The organism is Halomicrobium sp. HArcht3-1 (assembly GCF_058933345.1).
The window spans coordinates 276,068-298,042 of sequence record NZ_JBZYDM010000005.1; the positions used below are offsets into that span (position 1 = coordinate 276,068).

Consider the following 21,975-nt stretch of genomic DNA (forward strand, 5'->3'; position numbering starts at 1 on the left):
GATCAGTCTACACGAACAGCGCGAGCAAGAGCAGGACCACCACAGCGGCCAGCAGCGCCACGCTGCGACCGATCCGGTCGGGGAATGGCTCCGACTCAGGGACTCGCTCGGGCGCGGCGACGGCGACCGCGACGGCGACAGTTCGTTCGCGGACTGCATCCAGCCGAGCGCGCAGCACGTCGAGGACGATGGGACTAGCCCACAGCAGGCGCGCACCCAGCGGATGGTACACCGAGTCGAGGTCCGGCGCGGGCGGGACCCGAGCGAGGGAGCGGCGAACGAGGGCGAACGCGACGCCGCCAGCGGCGAGGATCGCACCGGCCTTCGTGAACTGGCTCGGAGCGAAGGGCTTTGCGGCCGCCGTCGATCCGGGGAGGACGGCGAACTGGAGCGACGGGACGAGACCGAAGACGAGACACGGGACGGCGAGGGCGGCGAGCGCGAGCGCCGCCGGCGGGGCCGCGTCGTCCACGTCGTGGTGGGCCGGGCCATGCAAGAAGGCGTAGTAGCCGAACTTACAGAACGAGATCACGGTGCCGACGCTCCCGACGACCAGCGCCCACCAGAGCAGGTCGCGCCCGGCGGCGTCGGCCGCGTCGATCACCATGGCCTTGCTCACGAAGCCGTTGAAGCCGGGGACACCCGAGATAGACAGCGCCGCGACGAGGAAGGCGACGAAGACCACCGGCATCGGGCGCGCTAGCCCGCCCAGCCGTTTGAGATTCGACTCGCTCGTCTGGACGACGAGGACGCCGGCGACCATGAACAGGAGGCTCTTGTAGAGGACGTTGTTGACGAGGTGGGCCGCCGCGCCGGCCAGTCCAAGCGGCGAGCCGAGACCGATGCCGGCGACCATGAACCCGACCTGCGAGACGATGTGGTACGTGAGCAGACGGCGCGTGTCGGTCTGGAGGATTGCGTAGGTGACGCCGACGAGCAACATCGCACCACCCATCGACGCGACCGCGGGACTGCCCTCGGGGACTGCCCGGGCGAGCGCGTAGACGCCGACCTTCGTGGTACAGGCCGCGAGGACGACGCTCACAGCGACGTGGGGCCGGGGATACGTGTCGACCAGCCACGGGTGTAGACCGAGGAAGCCGACGTTCAGGCCGATACCGAGGACACCGAGGACGAGCGGGAGTCCCGCCGCGAGACCCTCACCGAACAGGACAGTGCCGGCCGTTGCGTACTGGGCGAGGACGGCCGCCACGAGCACCACACCGCCGATCTCGTGATAGACGGCATAGCGCAGGCCGGCCCGCCGAGCCACGTCGTCGCCACCGACCCAGACGAGCGCAGTCGCACCGACCGCCAGCGCCTCCCACCAGAGGACGAGCGTGAGCCAGTCGCCCGCAAAGACGGCACCCAGTCCCGCGCCGAGGTACGCCTGCGAGAGCGCGAGGACACGGCGCGACGCTCCGGTCCCGTAGCCGTAGGCCACGCCCGCGGCCGCGACGAACGCGAGCACCAGCCCGACGGTCCGGGAGAGCGGGTCGACAGCGAAGAGGACGACCTCGAAGCCAAACAGCCGCGCCGGGAGGTGCGTGCCGGCGGGGACGACCGCGAGCCACACCGTCGTCAGCAAGGCGAGGCCGCTCCCGACCGTGGCCCCGAGTCGGCGCGGCAGGACCGCGGCGAGCGCCGCCGCGAGGAGCAGGGCAACGACGGGCGGAATCACGGTCAGCGGGTCAGCCACCGGGGAACACCTCCGTCGAGACCTGCCGCGCAAGCTCCCAGAACGGCGTCGCGTCCGGGACGATGCCGAGGACGACCGCGCCGGCGGCCGTCAGCAAGATCGGCAGCAGCACGCGCCAGTCGGTCTCGGTCGCCAGCGTGCGGGACTCCCACGCGACCTGCCCGCCGTCGTGGACCGGTTCGTGACCGTCGTCGACCGGCCGGTCGGTGTCGTGGGATCGATCCGCGTGGGACGCCACCGGACGGAACCCCGCGACCGGATCGCGGCCGGCGAACGCGGTGAGCAACACCGGCCAGAAAAAGAGCAGTTTGAGCAGCCCCGCAACGAGGAACACGGCCGCGAACGGGACGGCGTCGGTCTCGAAGGCACCCAGTACGAGGAACCACTTACTGACGAAGCCGGCGACACCGGGAAGACCGACCAGCCCCGCGCTGGCGACCGCGAAGGCCGTCAGGACCGCCGGGAACCGACGCCAGATACCCGCCATCTCGCCGACGTACTCCACGTCGGTCTCGACGTAGATCGCACCCGCGCAGAAAAACAGCGTGATCTTCATGAACGCGTGGGCGACGAGATGGAGCAGCGCGCCGAAGACGGCGACCGGCGTCAACAGCGCGACCCCGAGGACGATGTAGGAGAGTTGACTCACCGTCGAGTAGGCCAGCCCGCGCTTGAGTTTGTCCTGCCGGAGCGTGAAGACGCCGGCGAGCAGCATCGTCGCCGCCGCGGCGAGCGCGAGCGGGAGGTCCAGCCCGAGCGTGCGGACGGTCTCGGCACCGAAGACGAACAGGACCACGCGCGCGAGCGAGAACACGCCGCTCTTGACGACGGCGACGGCGTGGAGCAGCCCCGAGACCGGTGTCGGCGCGACCATCGCCGAGGGGAGCCACGCGTGCAGCGGGACGAGGGCCGCCTTCACGCCGAAGCCGACGATCAACAGCGCGTAGGCCACCGTCGCGAGCACTGGCTCGTCGCCCAGTCCCGCCAGCCCACCCGCGACGAAGTCGGTCGTGCCCGTCAGCGAGAACAGGAGGGTGATGCCGGCGAGGATGGCGACGCCGCCCCCGAGCGTGTACGCGAGGTAGCGCCGACCGGCCGCCCGTGCGTCGGCGGTCTCGCTGTGGGTCACCAGCGGGTAGGTCGCGACGGTCAGGACCTCGTAGCAGACGAACAGCGTCAGGAGGTTCGCGGCGAGTGCGACCCCCATCGTCGCGGCGATGCTGGCGGCGAAGGCGGCGAAGTAGCGCGTCTGGTCGTGCTCGTCGAGACCCCGGACGTAGCCGACGCTGTAGAGGCTGGCGACCAGCCAGAGGACGGCCGCCAGCAACGCGAACAGCGCGCCCATGGCGTCGACCCGAAACGCGAGCGACGCGCCGGGGACCAGCCGTCCGAGCACGGTCTCGTAGACGACGCCGTCGGTTGGTGCCCCGGCGACCCAGCCCGCGACGGCGAGTGTCACCACGGCGGCGAGGAACGTCCAGCCCTCACGGAGATTCGGACGGGAACCGGATGCGAGGATCGGCGGGACGGCGAGCAGCGGAACGGCCACGAGCGCGACCGGGAGCAGCGACGCCGTCGTCACGCAGCCACCCCCTCGACGGCCGGACGGAGGAGTTCGACAAGCCCCGCAGACGTGAGACCGAGCGCCAGCGCGACCGCGACCGCGATCAGCGCCGCCGCGACCATCCCCGGACTCGCCGCCGACCGGTCGAACGAGACGCGCCCGGGTTCGAGGTAGAGACGCTGGAGCAGGCGCGCGAAGTACGTCAGCGACAGCGCCGTACTCGCGAGGACGGCCGCGGCGACGACCCACGCGCCCGCTCGCACCGCGCCCAGCACGACGTACCACTTGCCGAAGAAGCCGATCAGCGGCGGGATGCCGACCAGTCCCAGCGCCAGCGTCGCCAGCGCCGCGCTCGTGACCGGCAAGCTGTCGGCGGCGTCGGCGTACTCGTCGACGGTCCGGGCGTCGGAACTCGCCTCGACGATGCCGACGGTCGCGAACGCACCGCTCTTGAGCACGGCGTGGCCCAGCAGGTGGACGACGCCGCCGACGATGCCGAGCGTCGTTCCGAGCGAGATGCCAGCGATGACGATGCCGAACTGCGAGACGCTGGAGTACGCCAGCAGGCGGCGGACGCTCCGCTGGCGCACCGCGAGGACGGCCCCCGCCACGATGCTGACGACCGCCACCACCTGCAGTGCCGTCGCCAGCGTGGGCGTGGCGGCGAGGACGGCGACGGAGAACACCGAGAGCAGCAGGCGCACGAAGGCGTAGGCAGCGACCGTCGACACGAGCGCTGCAAGCACCGCGGTGATCCCCGCGGGCGCGGCCTCGTACGCGTCCGGCTTCCACGCGTGGACCGGGAACAGGGCCATCTTCACCGCGAGACCGGCCGCGACGAGACCGAACGCGGCGAGCACGAGTCGAGCGTCGCGGCCGACGGCCGACAGCTGTTCGGCCAGCACGCCCATGTTCAGCGTCCCCGTCGCGACGTAGAGATAGCCCACGCCAAGCAGGTACAGCGACGCTCCGACGGTCCCGACCAGCAGGTACTGCAGCGCGGCCGGGGCGGCGTCGGGAGCGTCGCCGAGCGCTACGAGCGCGTAGGCGCTGAGACCACTGATCTCCAGAAAGACGTAGAGATTGAACACGTCCCGCGTCACGCAGATGCCGGTCAGCCCGGCGATCAGCAGCAAGTAGAGCGCGTACCCGGTCGCAGAACGCGGGCCGCCACGCCGCGTGTAGGCGAGTCCCCACAGTCCCGCGGCGGTGACGAGGCAGGCGAAGACCGCCGAGAGAGCGTCGAGACCGAGTTCGATGCCGAGTCGGGCCGGCAAGCCACCGACGACGAGTGCGAGCGGGCCGTCCGTGACGACGCGCCACGTGAGCCACGCGACCAGCCCCGTCTGGGCAGTGAGCGCGACAGCGGCGACCGGCCAGCCCAGCCGGTCGAAGCGACGGGCCAGCACGGGTGGGCAGACCGCCGCGACGATGGGCAGCGCCACGAGCACCGCGAGCAGGTCACTCATCGTCCGCTCCCTCCGTCTCGACTGTCACGGCGGGGGCAGCGAGTTCGTCGGTCCGCAGCGTGCCCTGCTCGCGGTGGATGCGAACGAGCAGTGCGACCGCGAGCGCCGTCACGCTGACACCGACGACGATAGCGGTCAGAATCAGGACGTGGGGCAGTGGATTGACGGACGGCTCGCCGCCGTCGACCAGCAGCGGCGAGCGCCCGCCCGCCCGGACCGCCGCGGCGATGAAGACGAGGAAGATGCCGGTCTGGAAGACGTTCAGGCCGAGCACCTTCTTCAGCAGCGAGTCGTCGTCGACGAGGACGAACAGGCCCACGCCCAGCAAGCAGACGGCGACGATGTAGGGCAGTCGGTCGGCGACGAGCGCGATCACCGTCGACCCCCCTGTCCCAGCAGGAGAAAGAGGAGTACCACGGTGGTCGCGACCGTCGCACCGATGCCGAGTTCGACCAGTTCGACGCCGTAGACGACGGCTTTCGGGATCGGGAACACCGCGAAATCGAGGACGGTGCCGCCAAACGCCAGCGGCCCGAACGCGAGGATGGCAAACACGAGCACGCCAGCGGCGGCGAAGCCGGTGATCGCCGCTGGGCTGAGCCAGCGCCGCGTCTGGTCGAGACCGAACGCGAACGCGACCGTGATCAGGCCCGCGGCGACGACGACACCACCCTGAAACCCCCCGCCGACCGAACTCGTGCCGTGGAACATCGTAAAGAGGCCGAAGGTGACGACGAACGGCGTCGACAGGCGGACGGTCGCGGTGACGACCGGGCTGTCGGCCGGCGGCCGCGGTCGGGTCCGATCCGGGTCGCTCATCACAGCACCTCCCGGTCGAACACCACGAGGACGGCGACGCCGGCCGCGAACACGACGACGACCTCGCCGAAGGTATCGAAGCCGCGAAACACGACGAGGATCGCCGTGACGACGTTCGCGATACCGAGGCCGGGCGACCGCGCGAGGTACTCGGGGGCGACGCGCTGGAAAGCGGGCGCGGTGGGGTCGCCGACGGCGGGCAGTGCCGGGACCGTCCACAGCAACACTGCGACGAGACCGACTGCGAGCGCGACCGCCGCCGGATCGATCGACGACAGCGGCCGGAACGTCCGGCCGCGGTCGACGCCGGTGCGGACGATGACGACGAGCAAGAACGCCGAGGTGACGCCCGCGCCGACGGCGGCCTCGGTCAGGGCTACATCAGGCGCGCGAAAGACGGCCCACAGCAGCGCCATCCCGAGGCTGTAGACGCCGAAGGCGACGACCATCGTCAGCGGGTCTGCCAGCCGAGCGACGCCGACGGCCGTCACGAGCACGAGGACGAGCAACGCGGCGACGAGCGGGTCGGTCATCGATCCTCCTCCCGCGTCCACGGCTCGTACCCCTCGATCCGGGCCGCGCGGACGATGGCGTGGGTGGCCGTCGGCGTCGTCACGAACACGAGACCGACCAGCAGCGCAAGCTTGAGCGTCACCTCGCCGACGCCTGTCGCCAGCGCCCCGGCGGCGAACGCAAACAGCGTGCCGAGCGTGTCGGCCTTCGAGACGGCGTGAGCGCGCGCGTAGAGGTCGGGGAGGCGAAACAGACCCAGTGTCGCCAGTCCGAACGCGAAGACGACGCCGAAGGCACAGACGAGCACCGCCACCTCGGCCGGCGTCACAGGATCCCACCCCGTTCGACGGCAAAGCGGGCGAGACCCAGCGAGAGCAGGAAGTTCAGCAGCGCGTAGACGAGTGCCACGTCGAGCAACCCCGGTTCGTCGAGACCGACCGAGAGCAACGCGAGGACCACGACCGTGCCGGTCCCGATGCCGTTGACGGCGACGACCCGATCCGGGAGCGTCGGCCCACGAAACACCCGGTAGAGAGCGAGCACGACGAGACAGACGACGGCGACGGCGGCCCCGACCAGCGCGTCGTCGACGAGCGCGCTCTCGACGCCGGTCATGCCGCGTCGTCCTCCGTCGTCGAAGTGGCGTCACCGAAGACCCGTCTCACGCCACGCTGGATTCGTCCCGCGAGGACGCCCTCGCGAGCGTCGGCGGTCAAGGTGTGGACCACGAGAGACCCGTCGTCGACGGCGAGCGTCAGCGTCCCCGGCGTCAACGTGACGCTGTTGGCGAGGACGGCCCGTTCGAGGTCCGAGTCGGTCTCCGTGTCGACGACCTCGACGGACGGATCGACGGGAAGGCGCGGATCGAGCAAGACGAGCGCCAGCGCGAGGTTCGCTGCCAGAATCTCCCAGAGCAACAGGGGGACGAAAGCGACGGCCCGGATCGCTCGTGGAAGCGACCGGCGCAGCGTCGGCGCAGTGGTGAACGTAACGTGGTCGAGGAGCGCGACGACGACGAGTGCGCTGACGGCACCGGTGACCAGATCGAAGACCGTCAGATCGCCCAGCAACAGGTAGAACCCAAGCGCCAGTACGAACAGTGCCGTCCGCTGGGCCAGCCCCGTCGGCCACCAGAGGCGGACGCGTCGCCGCCGGTCCTGTCGGTCGGCGACGTGGACCGTCGTGGCTGGGAGTCGGGCACGGAGGTCCTCGACGGGGAACGGCGCGGCCGGGTCCACGACGACGTGGTCGCTCTCGTGTTCGTCGACCGCGTGTGCCACTGCGTCGAGCGAGAACGGATCGAGCGACGTGACGCTCGCGGTCCCGTCGCGGTCGGCGAGCAGTCGGCGAGTCTGGCGGGCGACCGCCGGTGTCGAACAGAACACGACCAGTTCGTCACGGTCGTCGGTCAGGTCGGTCGCGAGTGCGAGCGCCCGTCCGGCCGTCGCCGAATCACGCAGAACGACGGCGACACGAACCGCCGAAGGTGTCATCAGAGACGACTTCTCACACGAGCATCATTACGTTTCGGGCGCCGGTCACCGGTCGCGGTCGCCGTATGCATCTTCGGACGCATCGTCGGCGAAGAAGCCAAAGGAATCGTCGTCGCGCAGCAGATAGTCGTTCTCCAGCGTCTCGGAGACGATCCGGCCCAGTGTGTCCAGTTCCATGTCGATCTCACCGGGGTCCTCGACGACATCGCGTGCGGCGTCGGGCAGCGTCGGGGCACGGTACCCGACCTCGTCGCTCGCGGGGTCCCAGTAGAAGTCGTAAGCCTCGATCAGCCCCTCGGCTTCGACGACGGCGAAGTCCTCGACCGACATGCCTACCCGGTCGGTCCACTCCTCGAAAGCGTCCTGCCACGCCCCCTGTTGCAGGAACCCCTCGACCTCCTCGCGGCGATAGTCGTCCTCGGTATCGACGATCTCGTTGTCGATGGCCTCGTACTCGCCTCTGGTCTGTGGCCCGGACAGCGACGGTGGGTCGGGAACGGGAACGTCGAGTGCCATACTGTCGTGTAGGATCGTCAATAACTTAGGAACTCCGACTGTGAGGGGGAAAGGTGCTGTGTCATGTGATATCGGAGTAAGATTATTAACGGCTGGTCCTGAAACCGAGATCATGCGTGACACGGGTCTGACAGCGCGAATGATGGTCGCAGGAACGATCCTGTTCGGGTTCTACGCCGCGATGGCGGCGTTCCTGTTACAGGCCTTCGGCAGCGGGGCACTCCCCTTCGTCCTCGCCGGGAGCCTCCTGTTCGTGGGCGTCCAGTACAAGGTGGGCAAGTGGGCAGCGCTCAAGAGCGTCGGGGCGGTCGACCTGCCCGAAGACGACTTTCGGGAGCTTCACGACCGCGTCGAACGGCTCGCCGACGATATGGGCATCGACAAGCCCCGCCTGATGATCGCCCAGATGGGGACGCCAAACGCCTTCGCCGTCGGCCGAAAAGGTGCGGGCACGGTCGTCATCAGCGAGGAACTGCTCCACACGCTCACCGTCGACGAACTCGATGGGGTGCTGGCTCACGAACTGGCACACATCCGCAATCGCGACGTGGTGATGATGGTGCTTGGACAGGGTGTCGCGTCGATGCTCGCCATCCTCGCCCAGTGGTTCGTCCTCCTCGCCGGGGACAATTTCATCGTCGACTACGTCGTCTCGATCATCGTCGGCACGGTCGTCCAGATGCTCGTCATGATCTTCGTCATGGCGATCGCACGATACCGCGAGTACGTCGCCGACCGGGACGCCGCCGACGAGGTCGGTGGCGAATCGCTCGCACGGGCGCTCGAAAAGATCTCCCAGCGCAGCGAACAGATCGACGATCACGAGATCGACAGTCAGGTGAGTGCTCTCTGTATCTTCGGATCGGACACCGGACTACTGGCGAAGCTCTTTGCCTCACACCCGCCGGTCGAGAAGCGGATCGAACGGCTGCGGGCCTGAAAACGGTTGGACCGATCTTGGACCGCTCAGTTCTTCTGAATCTCCGTCGGCGGGAGGTCGCCCGGTCCGTCCGCGTCGACCCAGTTTGCCTCGTCGAGGACGAACCGCGAGACCGTCGCCGCCACGTCCCGAGCGGTCGACTCGCGCTGGAAAAAAGAGATGTTGCCCAGCGACGCCCCGATCGAGCGACTCACCTCGACGGTCGCCAACGAGTCGTCGCCGACGACACGCTCTACCTTGCGTGTGACCTGCTCGTTCAGTTCCTTGCTCGTTGGCTCGGAGAGTTGCTTACCGGCCGGCAGGAGGTCGTACGTGATCGCGTAGCCCTCCTCGTAGCGCTCGACGGCGAAGAAGGGCGACGATTCGGCCTCGGCCTGATAGTAGGCGTCGTCGCGCGCCTGCGGGTCTTCGTACAGTGGCACGTCGGATGGAGCGAAACCTGCTGTCACACTCGAACGTAGTCGATACGACGTTATGAACCTATTCCCGGATGTCGGTCAGACCGCAGGCTCAAGGTACTTGCCCAGTAACAGGCGAGCAATGACCGAGGGGACAGACACCGAGATCCGACGGCTCGATCCGGCGACCGTCGAGCGCATCGCCGCGGGCGAGGTCGTCGAGCGGCCCGCGAGCGTCGTCAAGGAACTCGTCGAGAACGCACTCGACGCCGACGCCGACCGCGTGACCGTCGCCGTCGAGCGAGGGGGTATCGACGGGATTCGGGTGACCGACGACGGCATCGGGATGGGCCGAGAGGAGGTCGAGCGCGCCGTCGAGGAGCACACCACGAGCAAGATCAGATCGATCGACGACCTCGAAGCCGGCGTCGCGACGCTTGGCTTCCGCGGGGAGGCGCTGCATGCCATCGGCGCGGTCTCGCGGCTGTCGATCACGACGCGCCCGCGCGAGGCCGACGACCCGACCGGGACGGAACTCCTCGTCGAGGGCGGCGACGTGACCAGCGTCGACCCGGCGGGCTGTCCGACCGGGACGACGATCGAAGTCGACGATCTGTTCTACAACGTTCCCGCACGCCGGAAGTATCTCAAGCAGGCCAGCACGGAGTTCGCCCACGTCAACACCGTCGTCACGAGCTACGCGCTGGCGAACCCGGACGTGGCGGTGGCGCTCGAACACGACGGCCGCGAGACGTTCGCGACGACGGGACAGGGCAGTCTCGAAGCGACAGTCCTCTCGGTCTACGGCCGCGAGGTGGCTCAGTCGATGATCGCCGTCGACGACGCCGACCTGCCCGACGGTCCCCTCGACGCGGTGACCGGGCTGGTGAGCCACCCCGAGACGAATCGGGCCAGCCGGGACTACCTCTCGACGTACGTCAACGGCCGGTACGTCCGGGCCAACGCCGTGCGAGAGGCCATCGTCGACGCCTACGACACCCAGCTCGCGCCGGATCGCTACCCCTTCGCCGTCCTCTTTTGCGAGGTCGACCCCGGAACGGTGGACGTGAACGTCCACCCCCGGAAGATGGAGGTCCGCTTCGCCGACGAGGATGGCGTCCGCCGGCAGGTCGAACACGCCGTCCAGTCGGCGCTGCTCGACGAGGGGCTGTTGCGGACGAGCGCACCACGTGGCCGGTCGGCCGCCGAGCAGACCGAGATCACGCCCGAATCGAGCGCGTCGGGAGGCGACGACAGTGATCGCGAGGACGACACGACCACCGAGTCGGCTGCCCCCTCGCCAGCGAACGGCGCGGAAAGTGCCGACAGTGAGACGGCGACCGAGCGTACCGACGCGAGTGCCGAAACGCCGGACACCCCATCTTCGAGTCGAACTGACCCGACACGGGCAAACGAGCCAGCAGCGCGTTCCGCGGCGACGCAGTCCGAGTCGACCGCCAGCCCCAGCGATGGAACGACCGACGAGGCAAGCACGAGTTCGACTGGCCCATCGACACGCGACGGTCGGGCGACACCAGCGGACCACTCCGACGAGACGACGGCTGGGGCCAGCGCCGAGCAGTCCACGCCGACCCGCTCGCCGACCGACCCAGAACGGAAGTTTCGGGGCGACGACCGGCAGGCTCGACTGGGCGGCGAGGACCCCACACACGACCACGAGTCGCTGCCGTCGTTACGGATTCTCGGCCAGCTACACGAGACCTACGTCGTCGCCGAGACCGACGACGGACTCGTCCTGATCGACCAGCACGCCGCCGACGAGCGGATCAACTACGAGCGATTGAAAGGTGCCTTCGAGGGCGAAACGACGACACAGGCACTCGCGAGTCCCGTCGAACTGGAACTGACCGCGGGCGAAGCAGCGGTGTTCGAAGAGCGCATCGACGCGCTGGCGCGACTGGGCTTTCACGCCGACCGGACCGGCGAGCGGACCGTCGAAGTGCGGACGGTGCCGGGCGTGATCGCCGACGCCGCCGGGCCGGAACTGGTCCAGGACGTGCTCGCTGCTTTCGTCGCGGGGGATCACGAGGCCGAGAGTACCGTCGAGGCGGCGGCCGACGAACTGCTCGCGGATCTGGCCTGCTACCCCTCGATCACGGGCAACACGTCCCTGACCGACGGCTCTATCGTCGACCTGCTGTCGACGCTTGACGACTGCGAGAACCCGTGGGCGTGTCCCCACGGCCGCCCGGTCGTGCTTCACCTCGACTCCGAGGAGATCGAGGATCGCTTCGAGCGGGACTACCCCGGCCACTGAGAGGGGCAAAGTCGGCCGGAATCACCACGCCGGACTGGCGTGGCAACTAAGCCCCCCGGCGTCGATGGCCCGATATGAGCCGACTCGTCACGTTCGGAGAGACCGCGTTGCGCGTGAGTCCGCCAGACCACGAGCGTCTGGAGACCGCGACCGACGTGTCACTGCACGCCGACGGCACCGAGAGTTCCGCCGCCGTCGCCGCCACACGACTGGGCGCACCGACCGTCTGGCTCTCGAAGTTGCCCGATTCGGTGCTTGGCAAGCGGGTCGTCGCCGAACTCGAACAGCAGGGTCACGGTCTCCAGACGCAGGTCGTCTGGGACGAGGACAGTCGACAGGGGATGCGGTTCGTCGAACGGGGGAGCGAACCGCGCGAGGACGTGGTCGTCGAGGACCGGGCCGACACCGCGCTGGCGACGATATCGACCGACGACGTGCGCATGGCGATGGTCCAGAACGCCGACGTGTTCTTCGTCAGCGGGTCGACACCGGCCGTCTCGCCGACGGCACGGCGGACGACGGAAGCGCTCTTTCGGGCGGTCGGCGAGGACGGCACTCGCGTGTTCGATCTGAACTACCAGCCCGGTCTCTGGTCGCTGAACGAGGCCCGGGAGTCGCTGCTCAACATGCAGGACTCCATCGACGTGCTGATCGCCGACGAAGACGACGCCAAAGAGGTGTTCGACCGCTCTGGCAAGCCCCGGCAACTGATCCACTCTATCGCCTCTGAAGGTGACTTCGAGCAGGTCGTCATCACCCGCAGCGAGCGGGGCGCGATCGCCTGGCACGACAACGTCATCCACGAACAGGACGCCATCGAGACGGACGTCGTCGACCCGAGTGGTACCCACGCGGCCTTCGTCGGGGGGTACCTCCAGCAACTGTACGCGGATGCCCCGACCGATCAGGCGCTGGCGACGGCGGCGGCGACGGCCGCACTCACTCAGACGGTGCCCGGCCCGCTCCCGACAGTGTCGGAAGCCGAGGTGACGAAGCTGGTCGCGTCGGCGCAGGATCGAGGCGGCCGATAGACCGCTCGCTGGACGGTGTGAGGGCAGATGCGAGAGCGAGCGTGCGGTGAGTCCTACGACACCAGTCCCAGCGCCGTTTGTTCAGTCGTCTCGGTCAGGACCGTCGTCTGGTAGGAGTCACTGTCCTCACCGAGCACGAGGACGACCGAGGCGTCGACGCGCGTGGTCGTCACCGTGAAATACACGCCATCGCTCGTCTGTGTGACGAACTGCGTCCCCGTTCGGTTGGTCCCGAGCGCGACGGCCTGCCCGGTGACCCCGTACTGGCGACGCGTGTTCCGGTGGATGCTGTCGATCTCGTCTCGTGCGGCGTCGGCCGACTGGAACTGCCGGACGTACACCGTCATCGTCTCCGGGTAGGTGCCGGACGCGCCGCCGGCATACCGGTACTCGCGGAACGCGTATCGACTCGACTCGTTCGTCCCACGCTGGGTCGTCACCTGCGAGTAGTCCGCGGTCAGATCAGTGGCTGCAGGGAGCGCGGATTCGTACCACGCGAGTGTGTCCGTCGCAGTCGCCGTCGGCGCGTCCGTCGTCGGTGTCGCCGTCGGAGACGCCGTCTCCGCCGCGTCCGTCCCGGCGTCCGTTACCGACTGTGCCGTGGACCGTGGCGGGGTCTCCGTCGAGGGTGTGTCCGGGCCACCGGGACCGCCATCGTCGAGTCCCGCGAAGCCGCTACAGCCACTCAAGACGAGGACGGACGCCAGCACGAACGCGAGCAGCGACCCCCGACCGACGGCAGGTGTGGCGACCATCGCTCACGCACCCCCGACGCCGCGACCCACGCCGGTGGCTGGTGCGGGCGGCGCTGGCCCGTCGCCGACGGTCTGGGGTGCCTGTGGTGTCGCGATCTGGGTCCCAGCCGCCGGCGTGACTGGCGACAGCGAGGGGCGTGTCGCGGCGTCGCTCGCGGCGCTGTCGAGGCGACGGACGGTAACGTCGTTCGGGAGCGCGTCGAGCAACTCGGCGAACGCCTGTTCGTCGTCGACCGACCGAAGGCGGATTTCGACGTTCGTCGGACTGAGACCGTCCTGATAACGCGCGTACTCCTTGTACCGTTCGACCTGCGTGGCAAGCTTGCTGGACGAGGTCGCAGAGAGAGAGTTTTTCACTTCGACGAGGGTGCCGTCGGTGCGAACGATGTCGATCTCGGCTTCGAACACGCCGTCCGTGACGATGTCGTCGCTCGCTTTCGCGCTCACCTCGCTCTGTGAGAGTTTTACTTCGTCACCGAGCCGTTTGACGTTGTCCGCACCGATCTCTCGCGCGGTCGCAAGCTCCGCCATGTCGCCTTTCAGCTGACTGCCGTACTGTGCCGTCTCGACCGTGTGCATCACGGAATCGTCACCGGTCTTGAAGAACTGATCGAAGTTCTCGACCGTTCGGAGTTCGTACGCGTCGGCGAAGAACTGCCGCCAGTCGACGCTGTTGAACGCGTTTCTGGGGTGGTTCATCTTCGAGGCCACCGTCGAGAGGTCCGACGCCGTCACCGCGGTCTCGTCGAGGAGGACCACGGCCTTGCTCAGTGCGACGCGCTGCTTCAGGAGCGCCCGCACGGTCGTCTCACTGACGCCGTACTCGTCGACGAGTTTCGGCCCGTATCGGAGGTCGATGCCGTCTTCGGCGGCCCGGACGATCGTCTCGCGGTCGACGCCCTCGTCACCGTACGTCCGAATCTTCTGGGCGGCGTCGGCAGTGGTCCCGGCCCCTCTGTTCGCGTAGTAGTCGTCGACGATGTCGAACTTCTCTCTGGTCGTGAGTGAACTGCTTTCGTCGCTCGATTTGAGGACGCGCCCCAGATAGCTCGGGCTTCGCGAGAGGATCTCGTCGCGGAGTCCCCCGGAGTACGCGGCGAACGAGTCCAGCCGCGTCGCAGTCGGCTTCGCCAGCCCGACAGCGCCTTTCGCCCAGCGATAGACGCGAGCGTTTTTCACCGTCTTCCCCGCCGCCGAAATCGACTTGCCAGCGCCCTTCAGGAGCTTCCCACCGAGGAGATCGAAGGCGAGGAAGGCAGCCCCCTTCGTGGCTTTGCCCCCGTCGCGTTCGTAGATCCCGCGTGCGGTCATGCCGATGCTTTCGGTGAGGAGTTTGCCGATGAAGTGGCCGACCTTGTACGATCCCGCGTCGCGGTCGAGATAGACGCCCTGTGAACTGCCGAGGAACTCGTAGGTCTCGTCGGTGCCCGACAGACCGCCCACACCGCCCTCGACTGCGCCACTCGCGGCGTAGCCCACCCCTGCTTGCATCTCCTGTTGCATCTCGTTGGTCATCACGATCGGTGTGCCGGGAGCGGGACTGACGATCTGGTCGCCGATCGGGACGGTCTCGTAGGCAGACGCCGCGTGGGTGCGCTCCCACTCGTCGAGGTCGGCGACGACCGCGACGAGACCGTCCTCGGAGCGAACGAACAGGAGTTTCCGGCCCGACGCGTCCGTCTCGGCGAGGTCGCCGAGTGAGTTCTCGATCGCCGTTGTGGTCGAAATCTCGGGGTCCGGCCCGGCGATGAACTCGCGTGTGAGTTCGAGCGAGCGTTCCTGCGGGAGCGACGGATTCGCCGTCTCCGAGCCGAGTTCTTTCAGCTTCGACGCACGGACGACCATCTCGCCGTCACTGTCGACGGTGACCTCTCTGGTGAGCCGATACGGTTTGTCGTTCTCGTAGCCGTCGACCGTCACGTCGAGGGTGCTCCCGGCCGGCTGTTTCGGGAGGCGCACGACGCCGCGCCGGTTCGTCTCGTACGTTCGGTCCTGCACGGTGACAGGGAGGGCTGCGATCGGCTCGCCGGTCTCCTCGCGGACGAACTCGATTTGCACGTCGACCATCGGCTGCAGGGAGAACGAGCGATGGCCGGTGATCGGTCGCGTATCGCCGACGACGATCATCCAATCGAGCGTCGAGAAGCCGTCCTTTTTCGCGACGAGATCGAGCGAGGCACCCTTCGGGAGTTTGCCGAAGCTGTACTGGCCGTCGCCGACGTGTTCCGCCGTGAGCGTCTGGGAATCGAACCCGGTCGGCAGGCCGGTGCCCGTCTGTAACACGCCGCGAACGGTCGCATCGGTGATCGCGTCGCCGGTCTCCCAGTGAGAGAGTGTGACGGTCGTCTCGACCAGCGCCGTGGCGATCAGCGTCTCGCCGGCTGCCACGCGGTGCTGTCCACGTGAGGACTCGATTCGCACGGAAAGCGGGGTTGCCGCGCCGACGGACTCCTCGGAGAGGTCCCAGCCGACCTCGACGGTGCGGGTCGCGCCGGGTTCGAGGCGCACCTCCCGCGACTGGCCGGCGTCGACGCGCGTGCCGTCGACGACCGTTTCGGGAACGAGCGTCACCGTGCGTGCCGTCGTGCCGGGGTTCGTGATAGTCAGTGACGCTGTCGGCGTCTGTGCCAGCGAATAGAACGGCTCGAAGGGGTCGTCCGGGACAGTGGCTTCGATCGCCGCCCGGTCGACAGTGAAGGCAGCGTCACGTTCGACCCGGTCGAGCGGCGTATCGGACGCATCGGGAGCCGTGTCGTTCCAGACGGCGATCCGGTCGGCGTAGGTGCCGGCCTGCGCGTCCGCTTCGACCGAGTGAGTGAGTCGAACGGTGTCACTCTCTCCCGGAGTGAGGGTGACGGTCGTCCCCGTCCGGTCGTCGGCGGCCGAGTCGTCGTCCGGTCCGGTGGTCGAGTACGTGACGAAGAACGTCTCTCGAACGTCGCCCGTGTTCTCGACGGTCACCGCGACCGGGGCGTCGTCACCGGGTGCGTACGTCTCGCTGGGGGCGTCGGTCGCGGTGATCGTCGCGTCGGCGGTCAGATCCGCGACGGTGAACGCATCGCGTTCGTCTGCTCCACCCAGTGAATCGTCCTTCGCGCTCGACTGGAACACGCCCGCACCGACGGTGTAGCTGCCGCCGGCCGCGTCGTCGGGAACTGCGACGTCGAGCGTGACAGTCGTCCGGGCACCGGGCTGGAGTTCGACGGTCGTGCCCTCACCGGAGACCCAGTCCCCGTTGGGACGCTGGAGGCTCGCGTCGACGTAGAACTCGTGTGTGGTCTCGCCCGTGTTCTCGACGATCACCTCGACCGGCACCGTCTCACCACGTTCGTGGGGACCGCCGGCACTGTCGAGCCTCGTGATCGCGGCATCGGTCGTCGGTTCCTCGACGACGACGGCGTCGCGTTCCTCGTCACCGCCCAGCGTGTCGTCTTTCGCGATCGACCGGAACACCGCCGCGCCGACGGCGTAGTCGCCCGCGCTCGCATCGTCGGGAACGGCCACGTCGAGCGTCAGCGACTCGCGTTCGCCGGGCCGGAGTCCGACAGTCGTGCCCTCGCCGGTGACCCAGTCGCCGTTCGGGCGCTGGAGACTGGCGTCGACGTAGAAGTCGTGGACGGTCTCGCCCGTGTTCTCGACTGTCACCTCGACCGGCACCGTCTCGCCGGGGAGGTACGTGCCCGACGCGTCGGTCGACGTGATCGCCGCGTCGGCCGTCGGCTCGTCGACGACGACGGCGTCGCCAGTGCCGTACTGATCGTATCGGTCCGTCTTGGCACTGGAGCGGTAGATCGCGCTCCCGGTACCGTAAGCTCCCTCGTCGGCGTCGTCGGACAACGAGACCGAGAGCGAGAGCGTGTCGCGTTCGCCCGGATCGAGTCGGGGGGTCGCTGCCTCGCCGGTGACCCAGTCACCGTTGGGACGCTGGAGGCTGGCGTCGACGTAGAACTCGCGGGTCGTCTCCCCCGTGTTCTCGACGACGACTTCCATCGGGACGGTCTCGCCCGGTCGGAACTGCTCGCCCTCGACCGACTGGCCGACGATCCGCGCGTCGGCCGTCGGCTCGTCGACCCTGACGATCCAGGTGACGCCGGCACTGTACGCTCGCTCGGCGTCGAAGACCATCCCCTCGACGGTGTAGGTCCCCGCGGCGTCGAACGTCCGGGCGAACGTCGCCGTGTCCGACGAGCCATCGATCGACTGGGTCTCCTCGACGAGGTCGCCGTCGACGTACCACTCCGTGCCGGCCAGATTGCCGTCGCTGTCCTCGGCGTCGATCGCGAATTCGACGCGGTCGCCCGGCGTGATCGTCCGCTCGCGCCGTGGCGCGTCACGGTCGGCCACGGGGTCGCTGTTTTCCTGCTCGACGGTGAACGCACCGAGCGTCTGCCCGCCGTCGAACCGCTCGTCCGTCGCGCTCGACCGGAACACGGCCGCGCCGACGGCGTACTCGCCCGCGCTCGCGCCGTCGGGAACGGTGGCCGAGAGCGAGACCGTCTCGCGTTCGCCGGGCCGGAGTCCGATGGTCGTGTCCTCGCCGGTGACCCAGTCCCCGTTGGGGCGCTGGAGACTGGCGTCGACGTAGAAGTCGTGGGTCGTGTCGCCCGTGTTCTCGACGGTCACCTCGATCGGGACGGTCTCGCCGGGTGTGTAGGTCCCGTCGGCGTCCGTGCGAGCAATCGCCGCGTCGGTCGTCGGCTCGTCGACGACCACGGCGTCGCGTTCGTTCTCACCGCCGAATTTCTCGTCCTTCGCACTCGATCTGAACACGCCCGAGCCGACGCTGTACCGTCCGTCTTCGGCATCTGACGGCACGCGAACGGCGAGCGTGAGCGAGCGCCGGTCGCCCGACCCCAGCCGCACAGTCGTGCTCTCGCCGGTGATCCAGTCCCCGTTGGGGCGCTGGAGGCTCGCGTCGACGTAGAAGTCGTGGGTCGTGTCGCCCGTGTTCTCGACGGTCACCGCGACCGGGACGGTCTCGCCGGGCGCGTACGTGCCGGTGGCGCTGGTCGACCTGATCGCCGCGTCGGTCGTCGGCTCGTCGACGACGACGGCGTCGCGTTCGTCGTCACCGCCGAACTTCTCGTCCTTGTCGTCCGACCGGAACACGCCAGCGCCGGCGGTGTAGCTGCCGTCGGTCGCGTCGTCGGGAACGGCCACGTCGAGCGTCAATGACTCCCGTTCGCCGGGTCGGAGTCCGACGGTCGTGCCCTCGCCGGTGACCCAGTCCCCGTTGGGGCGCTGGAGACTGGCGTCGACGTGGAACTCGTGGGTCGTCTCCCCCGTGTTCTCGACGACGACCTCGACCGGCACCGTCTCGCCGGGTTCGTAGGTCCCGTCGGCGTCCGTGTGAGTGATCGCCGCGTTGGTCGTCGGCTCGTCGACGACGAACGCGTCACCCGTGCCCCACTGGTCGTACCGGTCCGTCTTGGCACTGGAGCGATAGATCGCGCTCCCGGCACCGTAGGACCCTTCGGCGGCGTCGTCGGACAGCGAGACCGAGAGCGAGAGCGTGTCGCGTTCGCCCGGATCGAGTCGGGGGGTCGCCGCCTCGCCGGTGGCCCACGCGCCGTCGGGCGTCTGGAGGCTCGCGTCGACGTAGAACTCGTGGGTCGTCTCCCCCGTGTTCTCGACGACGACCTCCATCGGGACGGTCTCGCCCGGTCGGAACTGCTCGCCCTCGACCGACTGGCCGACGATCCGCGCCTCGGTCGTCGGCTCGTCGACGGTGATCGAATCGAGGTCCTGCCCGTACGCGTAGCGCTCGTCTTTTGCTCGACTGTGGAAGATGCCGGAACCGACGCTGTAGGTCCCTTCACTCGCGTCGTCGGGCACCGTGGCGTCGAGCGTCAGCCCATCGCGCTCGCCCGGATCGAGCGTGACAGTCGTGCCCTCGCCGGTGACCCAGTTCCCGTTGGGGCGCTGAAGGCTCGCGTCGACGTAGAACTCGTGGGTCGTCTCCCCCGTGTTCTCGACGGTCACGTCGATCGGAACGTCCTCGCCGGGTGCGTACGTCCCGGCGGCGCTGGTCGCCGTGATCGTGGCCTCGGTCGTCGGTTCGTCGACGCTGAACTGCTGGAGCCACCCGGACGTGTCGAACATCTCGGCGTCGTTGCCGGTCCAGACGTCGACGGTCAGTTCGTAGTCGCCCTCCGGCGCGTCGTCGGGAATCTCGGCGGTGTAGTCGAGCTGGACTCGCTCGCCGACGGCGATGTCGTAGGCCTTGTCGCCGCTCGGATACGATTTGCTCCCGTCGGGCCGTCGGATGCCCAGATAGGTACTGATCGTACCGAGCTTCGACCCACGGTTTTCGACGGTGGCGTGGACGCTCACCGACTCGCCCGGCGCGACGGTGTCCTCGTCGGTCCAGACATCGACGAGACAGTACTTGTGGCCGTTGATCTCTCGACAGGAATCATCGATACTCGACCCAGCCACGCTGATCGGCGCTGTCACGGTCGCCAGAACGACCAGCACCGCACAGACCATCGGGACCATCCATCCCCACGTGCGTTCCTCCCTCGTCGGCACCATTGTAGCACAAACGTTGGTGTAAAGGTATTTAATCGGTACGGAGCGAACAACAGCGAGCCGAGCAGACCGACCACCGCCGACGGACGCCCCGACTGGAGGGGCGATCCGAACCGCTCCGCGGTCGACCGACGAACACAAACGCGACGGCGGGCTACGGGGAGGTAATGGAGGTCACGTTTCTGGGCGGCGCTGGCGAGATCGGTCGCAGTGCGATCCTGATCGACGACTCACTGTTGCTCGACTACGGGATGGCGAGTGAGTCACCGCCACAGTATCCCGTCGGCGACGTGGACCCGGACGCCGTCGTCGTCTCGCACGGCCACCTCGACCACGCCGGTGCGGTGCCGTCGCTGCTCTCGGGCAGCGAGCGCCCGCCGATCCACTGGACGCCGCCGACACGAGACCTCGCGCTGACGCTCGCTCGCGACACCCTCAAACTCCACGGATCGACCCCGCGCTGTCCCTTCACCGAGGAGGACGTGCGCCGGATCGGCGAGGTCTCGGAAACGCATGGCTACGACGACCCGTTCGCGGCGGCGGGCTACGAGATCACCTTCTACAACGCCGGCCACATTCCGGGGAGTGCGCACGTCCTGATCGACGACGGGGAGACGCGGCTGCTCTACACGGGAGACTTTCATACGGACTCCCAGCGTCTCGTCTCGGGAACGACCGCACGTCCTGACGCAGACGCCGTCATCTGTGAATCGACGTATTCGGACGTGACCCACGATGACCGGGCGAGCGTCGAGGAGTCCTTCGCCGAGACGCTGCGCACGACCGTCTGGCAGGGCGGAACCGTCGTCGTGCCCGCGTTCGCCATCGGCCGAACGCAGGAGATCATGCTCGTCTGTGCGGCCCACGACATCGACTGCTACGTCGACGGGATGGGCCAACGGGTCACCGAGCAACTGCGCCACCACACCGGCTATCTGCGGGACGGTGACGCCTTCCGCGAGGCGGTCTCGAACGCTCGCTTCGTCGACGGCCGCGATGGCCAGCGCCGCCGGATCGCCGAGCAAAACACGGTGATCGTCACCACGTCGGGGATGCTCTCTGGCGGGCCGGCGATGACCTACGTCCCCGCGATCAGGCGGCGGCCGGTCAACACGATCGCGATGACCGGCTATCAGGTCGAGGGGACGCCCGGTCGGGACCTACTGGAGACCGGCAGCGCAGAGATCGACGGCCGTATGATGCCGGTCTCGGCGGCGGTCGAGCTGTTCGACTTCTCGGCGCATGCCGACCGGGACGGCCTGCTGGCGTTCCTCGACAGCTATCGAGACGCGACGGTGCTGGTCAACCACGGCGACCGGTGTGAGACCTTCGCCGAGCAACTGCGCGGCGAGGGCTACGAGGCCCGAGCACCGGGACTGGGCGACGTAGTCACGTGCTGAGAAAGCGGCGTTGCCGGTGACGGACGGGTCCGCCGGGCGGCCGATGGCCCGCACGGAACGTCCGGGCCGACGGAGACACGAGACTGCAGGGAGTGGCCGTCCCGTCGGAACCGGAGTGGTTACCGCTCGTCGCCCGACCCGGAGACGTCGACGGTGAGCACCGGGACGGGGGACTTCGTGACGACTTTCTGTGAGGTGCTCCCGAGCATGTTCTCCTCGTACTCGCCAGCCTGTGTCCCCATCGTGACGAGGTCGATACCGACCTCTTCGACGTACGAGACGATTTCTTCGGGCGGGGACCCCTGCGTGATCGCCGTCGAGACATCGATTCCGTCCGCTTCCAGCGTCTCTCGAACCGCCGACACGGCCGCTTGCCCCTCCGCTTCGAGGTTCTGCAGGACCTCGTCGTGCATCTCGTCGTCCATCGCAAGGAACGCTCGGTCGTCGATGACGTACAGAACGTGGGCAGTCACGTCCCGTCCGTCGGCAATATCGACCGTGTGTTCCAGCACCTGATCGACTGAGTCGCCGCCGTCGGTCGGCACCAGAATATCGCTGTACATCGCCCG

Annotated in this window: 18 protein-coding genes; 4 read left to right on the plus strand and 14 right to left on the minus strand. The window is 68.3% G+C overall.

Annotation, left to right across the window (positions count from 1 at the left end; genetic code table 11):
* Positions 1-7 precede the first annotated feature (7 nt).
* Genes AC5FRW_RS11155 through AC5FRW_RS11200 form a run of 10 tightly spaced genes read right to left on the minus strand, consistent with a single transcriptional unit; the run spans position 8 to position 8,073 of the window.
* Positions 8-1,699, minus strand: a complete 1,692-nt coding sequence (locus AC5FRW_RS11155) for a proton-conducting transporter transmembrane domain-containing protein (protein ID WP_493568531.1) — start codon at positions 1,697-1,699, stop codon at positions 8-10.
* Complete coding sequence (locus AC5FRW_RS11160; protein WP_493568532.1) at positions 1,692-3,281, minus strand: proton-conducting transporter transmembrane domain-containing protein; 1,590 nt, start codon at positions 3,279-3,281, stop codon at positions 1,692-1,694. The genes AC5FRW_RS11155 and AC5FRW_RS11160 overlap by 8 nt, the downstream gene beginning before the upstream one ends.
* Positions 3,278-4,732, minus strand: a complete 1,455-nt coding sequence (locus AC5FRW_RS11165) for a proton-conducting transporter transmembrane domain-containing protein (RefSeq protein ID WP_493568533.1) — start codon at positions 4,730-4,732, stop codon at positions 3,278-3,280. Before AC5FRW_RS11165 ends, AC5FRW_RS11160 begins: the two co-directional genes overlap by 4 nt.
* Positions 4,725-5,108 carry a cation:proton antiporter subunit C gene (locus AC5FRW_RS11170; protein ID WP_493568534.1) on the minus strand — a complete coding sequence of 128 codons (384 nt, stop codon included), beginning with the start codon at positions 5,106-5,108 and terminating at the stop codon, positions 4,725-4,727. Before AC5FRW_RS11170 ends, AC5FRW_RS11165 begins: the two co-directional genes overlap by 8 nt.
* A complete protein-coding gene (locus tag AC5FRW_RS11175; RefSeq protein ID WP_493568535.1) occupies positions 5,105-5,551 on the minus strand; it encodes an MnhB domain-containing protein in 447 nt (148 codons plus the stop codon). Before AC5FRW_RS11175 ends, AC5FRW_RS11170 begins: the two co-directional genes overlap by 4 nt.
* Complete coding sequence (locus AC5FRW_RS11180) at positions 5,551-6,084, minus strand: DUF4040 domain-containing protein (RefSeq protein WP_493568536.1); 534 nt, start codon at positions 6,082-6,084, stop codon at positions 5,551-5,553. Before AC5FRW_RS11180 ends, AC5FRW_RS11175 begins: the two co-directional genes overlap by 1 nt.
* Positions 6,081-6,392 carry a monovalent cation/H(+) antiporter subunit G gene (gene mnhG / locus AC5FRW_RS11185; RefSeq protein WP_493568537.1) on the minus strand — a complete coding sequence of 104 codons (312 nt, stop codon included), beginning with the start codon at positions 6,390-6,392 and terminating at the stop codon, positions 6,081-6,083. The genes AC5FRW_RS11180 and mnhG overlap by 4 nt, the downstream gene beginning before the upstream one ends.
* On the minus strand, positions 6,389-6,679 hold the full coding sequence (locus AC5FRW_RS11190) for a monovalent cation/H+ antiporter complex subunit F (RefSeq protein ID WP_493568538.1): 291 nt from the start codon (positions 6,677-6,679) through the stop codon (positions 6,389-6,391). The genes mnhG and AC5FRW_RS11190 overlap by 4 nt, the downstream gene beginning before the upstream one ends.
* Complete coding sequence (locus AC5FRW_RS11195) at positions 6,676-7,557, minus strand: Na+/H+ antiporter subunit E (protein ID WP_493568539.1); 882 nt, start codon at positions 7,555-7,557, stop codon at positions 6,676-6,678. Before AC5FRW_RS11195 ends, AC5FRW_RS11190 begins: the two co-directional genes overlap by 4 nt.
* Before the next feature lie 45 nt (positions 7,558-7,602).
* Complete coding sequence (locus AC5FRW_RS11200) at positions 7,603-8,073, minus strand: DUF7992 family protein (RefSeq protein WP_493568540.1); 471 nt, start codon at positions 8,071-8,073, stop codon at positions 7,603-7,605.
* Between the two features lie 112 nt (positions 8,074-8,185).
* Here AC5FRW_RS11200 and AC5FRW_RS11205 point away from each other — a divergent pair, with 112 nt between their 5' ends.
* Positions 8,186-9,013 (plus strand): M48 family metallopeptidase, encoded by an 828-nt coding sequence (locus AC5FRW_RS11205; RefSeq protein WP_493568541.1) that lies wholly within the window; start codon positions 8,186-8,188, stop codon positions 9,011-9,013.
* A 26-nt stretch (positions 9,014-9,039) separates the two neighbouring features.
* Here the strand turns inward: AC5FRW_RS11205 and AC5FRW_RS11210 are convergent, their stop codons facing one another.
* On the minus strand, positions 9,040-9,462 hold the full coding sequence (locus tag AC5FRW_RS11210) for a hypothetical protein (protein ID WP_493568542.1): 423 nt from the start codon (positions 9,460-9,462) through the stop codon (positions 9,040-9,042).
* Positions 9,463-9,553: 91 nt separating this feature from the next.
* On the opposite strand from AC5FRW_RS11210, the gene mutL reads away from it, so the two are divergent.
* Complete coding sequence (gene mutL / locus AC5FRW_RS11215; protein WP_493568543.1) at positions 9,554-11,689, plus strand: DNA mismatch repair endonuclease MutL; 2,136 nt, start codon at positions 9,554-9,556, stop codon at positions 11,687-11,689.
* Positions 11,690-11,763: 74 nt separating this feature from the next.
* Positions 11,764-12,720 (plus strand): sugar kinase, encoded by a 957-nt coding sequence (locus AC5FRW_RS11220; protein WP_493568544.1) that lies wholly within the window; start codon positions 11,764-11,766, stop codon positions 12,718-12,720.
* Positions 12,721-12,773: 53 nt separating this feature from the next.
* On the opposite strand, the gene AC5FRW_RS11225 is transcribed toward AC5FRW_RS11220, so the two are convergent.
* Both AC5FRW_RS11225 and AC5FRW_RS11230 read right to left on the minus strand, forming a co-directional pair.
* Positions 12,774-13,475 carry a hypothetical protein gene (locus tag AC5FRW_RS11225; RefSeq protein ID WP_493568545.1) on the minus strand — a complete coding sequence of 234 codons (702 nt, stop codon included), beginning with the start codon at positions 13,473-13,475 and terminating at the stop codon, positions 12,774-12,776.
* A gap of 3 nt (positions 13,476-13,478) precedes the next feature.
* Positions 13,479-20,009 (minus strand): COG1361 S-layer family protein, encoded by a 6,531-nt coding sequence (locus tag AC5FRW_RS11230; protein WP_493568546.1) that lies wholly within the window; start codon positions 20,007-20,009, stop codon positions 13,479-13,481.
* Positions 20,010-20,173: 164 nt separating this feature from the next.
* Between AC5FRW_RS11230 and AC5FRW_RS11235 the strand changes: the two genes are divergently transcribed.
* Positions 20,174-21,406 carry an MBL fold metallo-hydrolase gene (locus AC5FRW_RS11235; RefSeq protein WP_493568547.1) on the plus strand — a complete coding sequence of 411 codons (1,233 nt, stop codon included), beginning with the start codon at positions 20,174-20,176 and terminating at the stop codon, positions 21,404-21,406.
* Positions 21,407-21,525: 119 nt separating this feature from the next.
* Here the strand turns inward: AC5FRW_RS11235 and AC5FRW_RS11240 are convergent, their stop codons facing one another.
* Positions 21,526-21,969, minus strand: coding sequence for a universal stress protein (locus AC5FRW_RS11240; RefSeq protein ID WP_493568548.1), 444 nt, complete (start codon positions 21,967-21,969; stop codon positions 21,526-21,528).
* Between the last annotated feature and the right edge of the window lie 6 nt (positions 21,970-21,975).

What these genes read in the sequence shown, in the direction of transcription:
- AC5FRW_RS11165 (WP_493568533.1), bottom strand. Translation starts at nt 4,732, where the DNA reads ATGAGTGACCTGCTCGCGGTGCTCGTGGCGCTGCCCATCGTCGCGGCG.
- AC5FRW_RS11175 (WP_493568535.1), bottom strand. Translation starts at nt 5,551, where the DNA reads ATGAGCGACCCGGATCGGACCCGACCGCGGCCGCCGGCCGACAGCCCG.
- AC5FRW_RS11180 (WP_493568536.1), bottom strand. Translation starts at nt 6,084, where the DNA reads ATGACCGACCCGCTCGTCGCCGCGTTGCTCGTCCTCGTGCTCGTGACG.
- AC5FRW_RS11190 (WP_493568538.1), bottom strand. Translation starts at nt 6,679, where the DNA reads ATGACCGGCGTCGAGAGCGCGCTCGTCGACGACGCGCTGGTCGGGGCC.
- AC5FRW_RS11195 (WP_493568539.1), bottom strand. Translation starts at nt 7,557, where the DNA reads ATGACACCTTCGGCGGTTCGTGTCGCCGTCGTTCTGCGTGATTCGGCG.
- AC5FRW_RS11200 (WP_493568540.1), bottom strand. Translation starts at nt 8,073, where the DNA reads ATGGCACTCGACGTTCCCGTTCCCGACCCACCGTCGCTGTCCGGGCCA.
- AC5FRW_RS11205 (WP_493568541.1), top strand. Translation starts at nt 8,186, where the DNA reads ATGCGTGACACGGGTCTGACAGCGCGAATGATGGTCGCAGGAACGATC.
- mutL (WP_493568543.1), top strand. Translation starts at nt 9,554, where the DNA reads ATGACCGAGGGGACAGACACCGAGATCCGACGGCTCGATCCGGCGACC.
- AC5FRW_RS11220 (WP_493568544.1), top strand. Translation starts at nt 11,764, where the DNA reads ATGAGCCGACTCGTCACGTTCGGAGAGACCGCGTTGCGCGTGAGTCCG.
- AC5FRW_RS11225 (WP_493568545.1), bottom strand. Translation starts at nt 13,475, where the DNA reads ATGGTCGCCACACCTGCCGTCGGTCGGGGGTCGCTGCTCGCGTTCGTG.
- AC5FRW_RS11230 (WP_493568546.1), bottom strand. Translation starts at nt 20,009, where the DNA reads ATGGTGCCGACGAGGGAGGAACGCACGTGGGGATGGATGGTCCCGATG.
- AC5FRW_RS11235 (WP_493568547.1), top strand. Translation starts at nt 20,174, where the DNA reads ATGGAGGTCACGTTTCTGGGCGGCGCTGGCGAGATCGGTCGCAGTGCG.
- AC5FRW_RS11240 (WP_493568548.1), bottom strand. Translation starts at nt 21,969, where the DNA reads ATGTACAGCGATATTCTGGTGCCGACCGACGGCGGCGACTCAGTCGAT.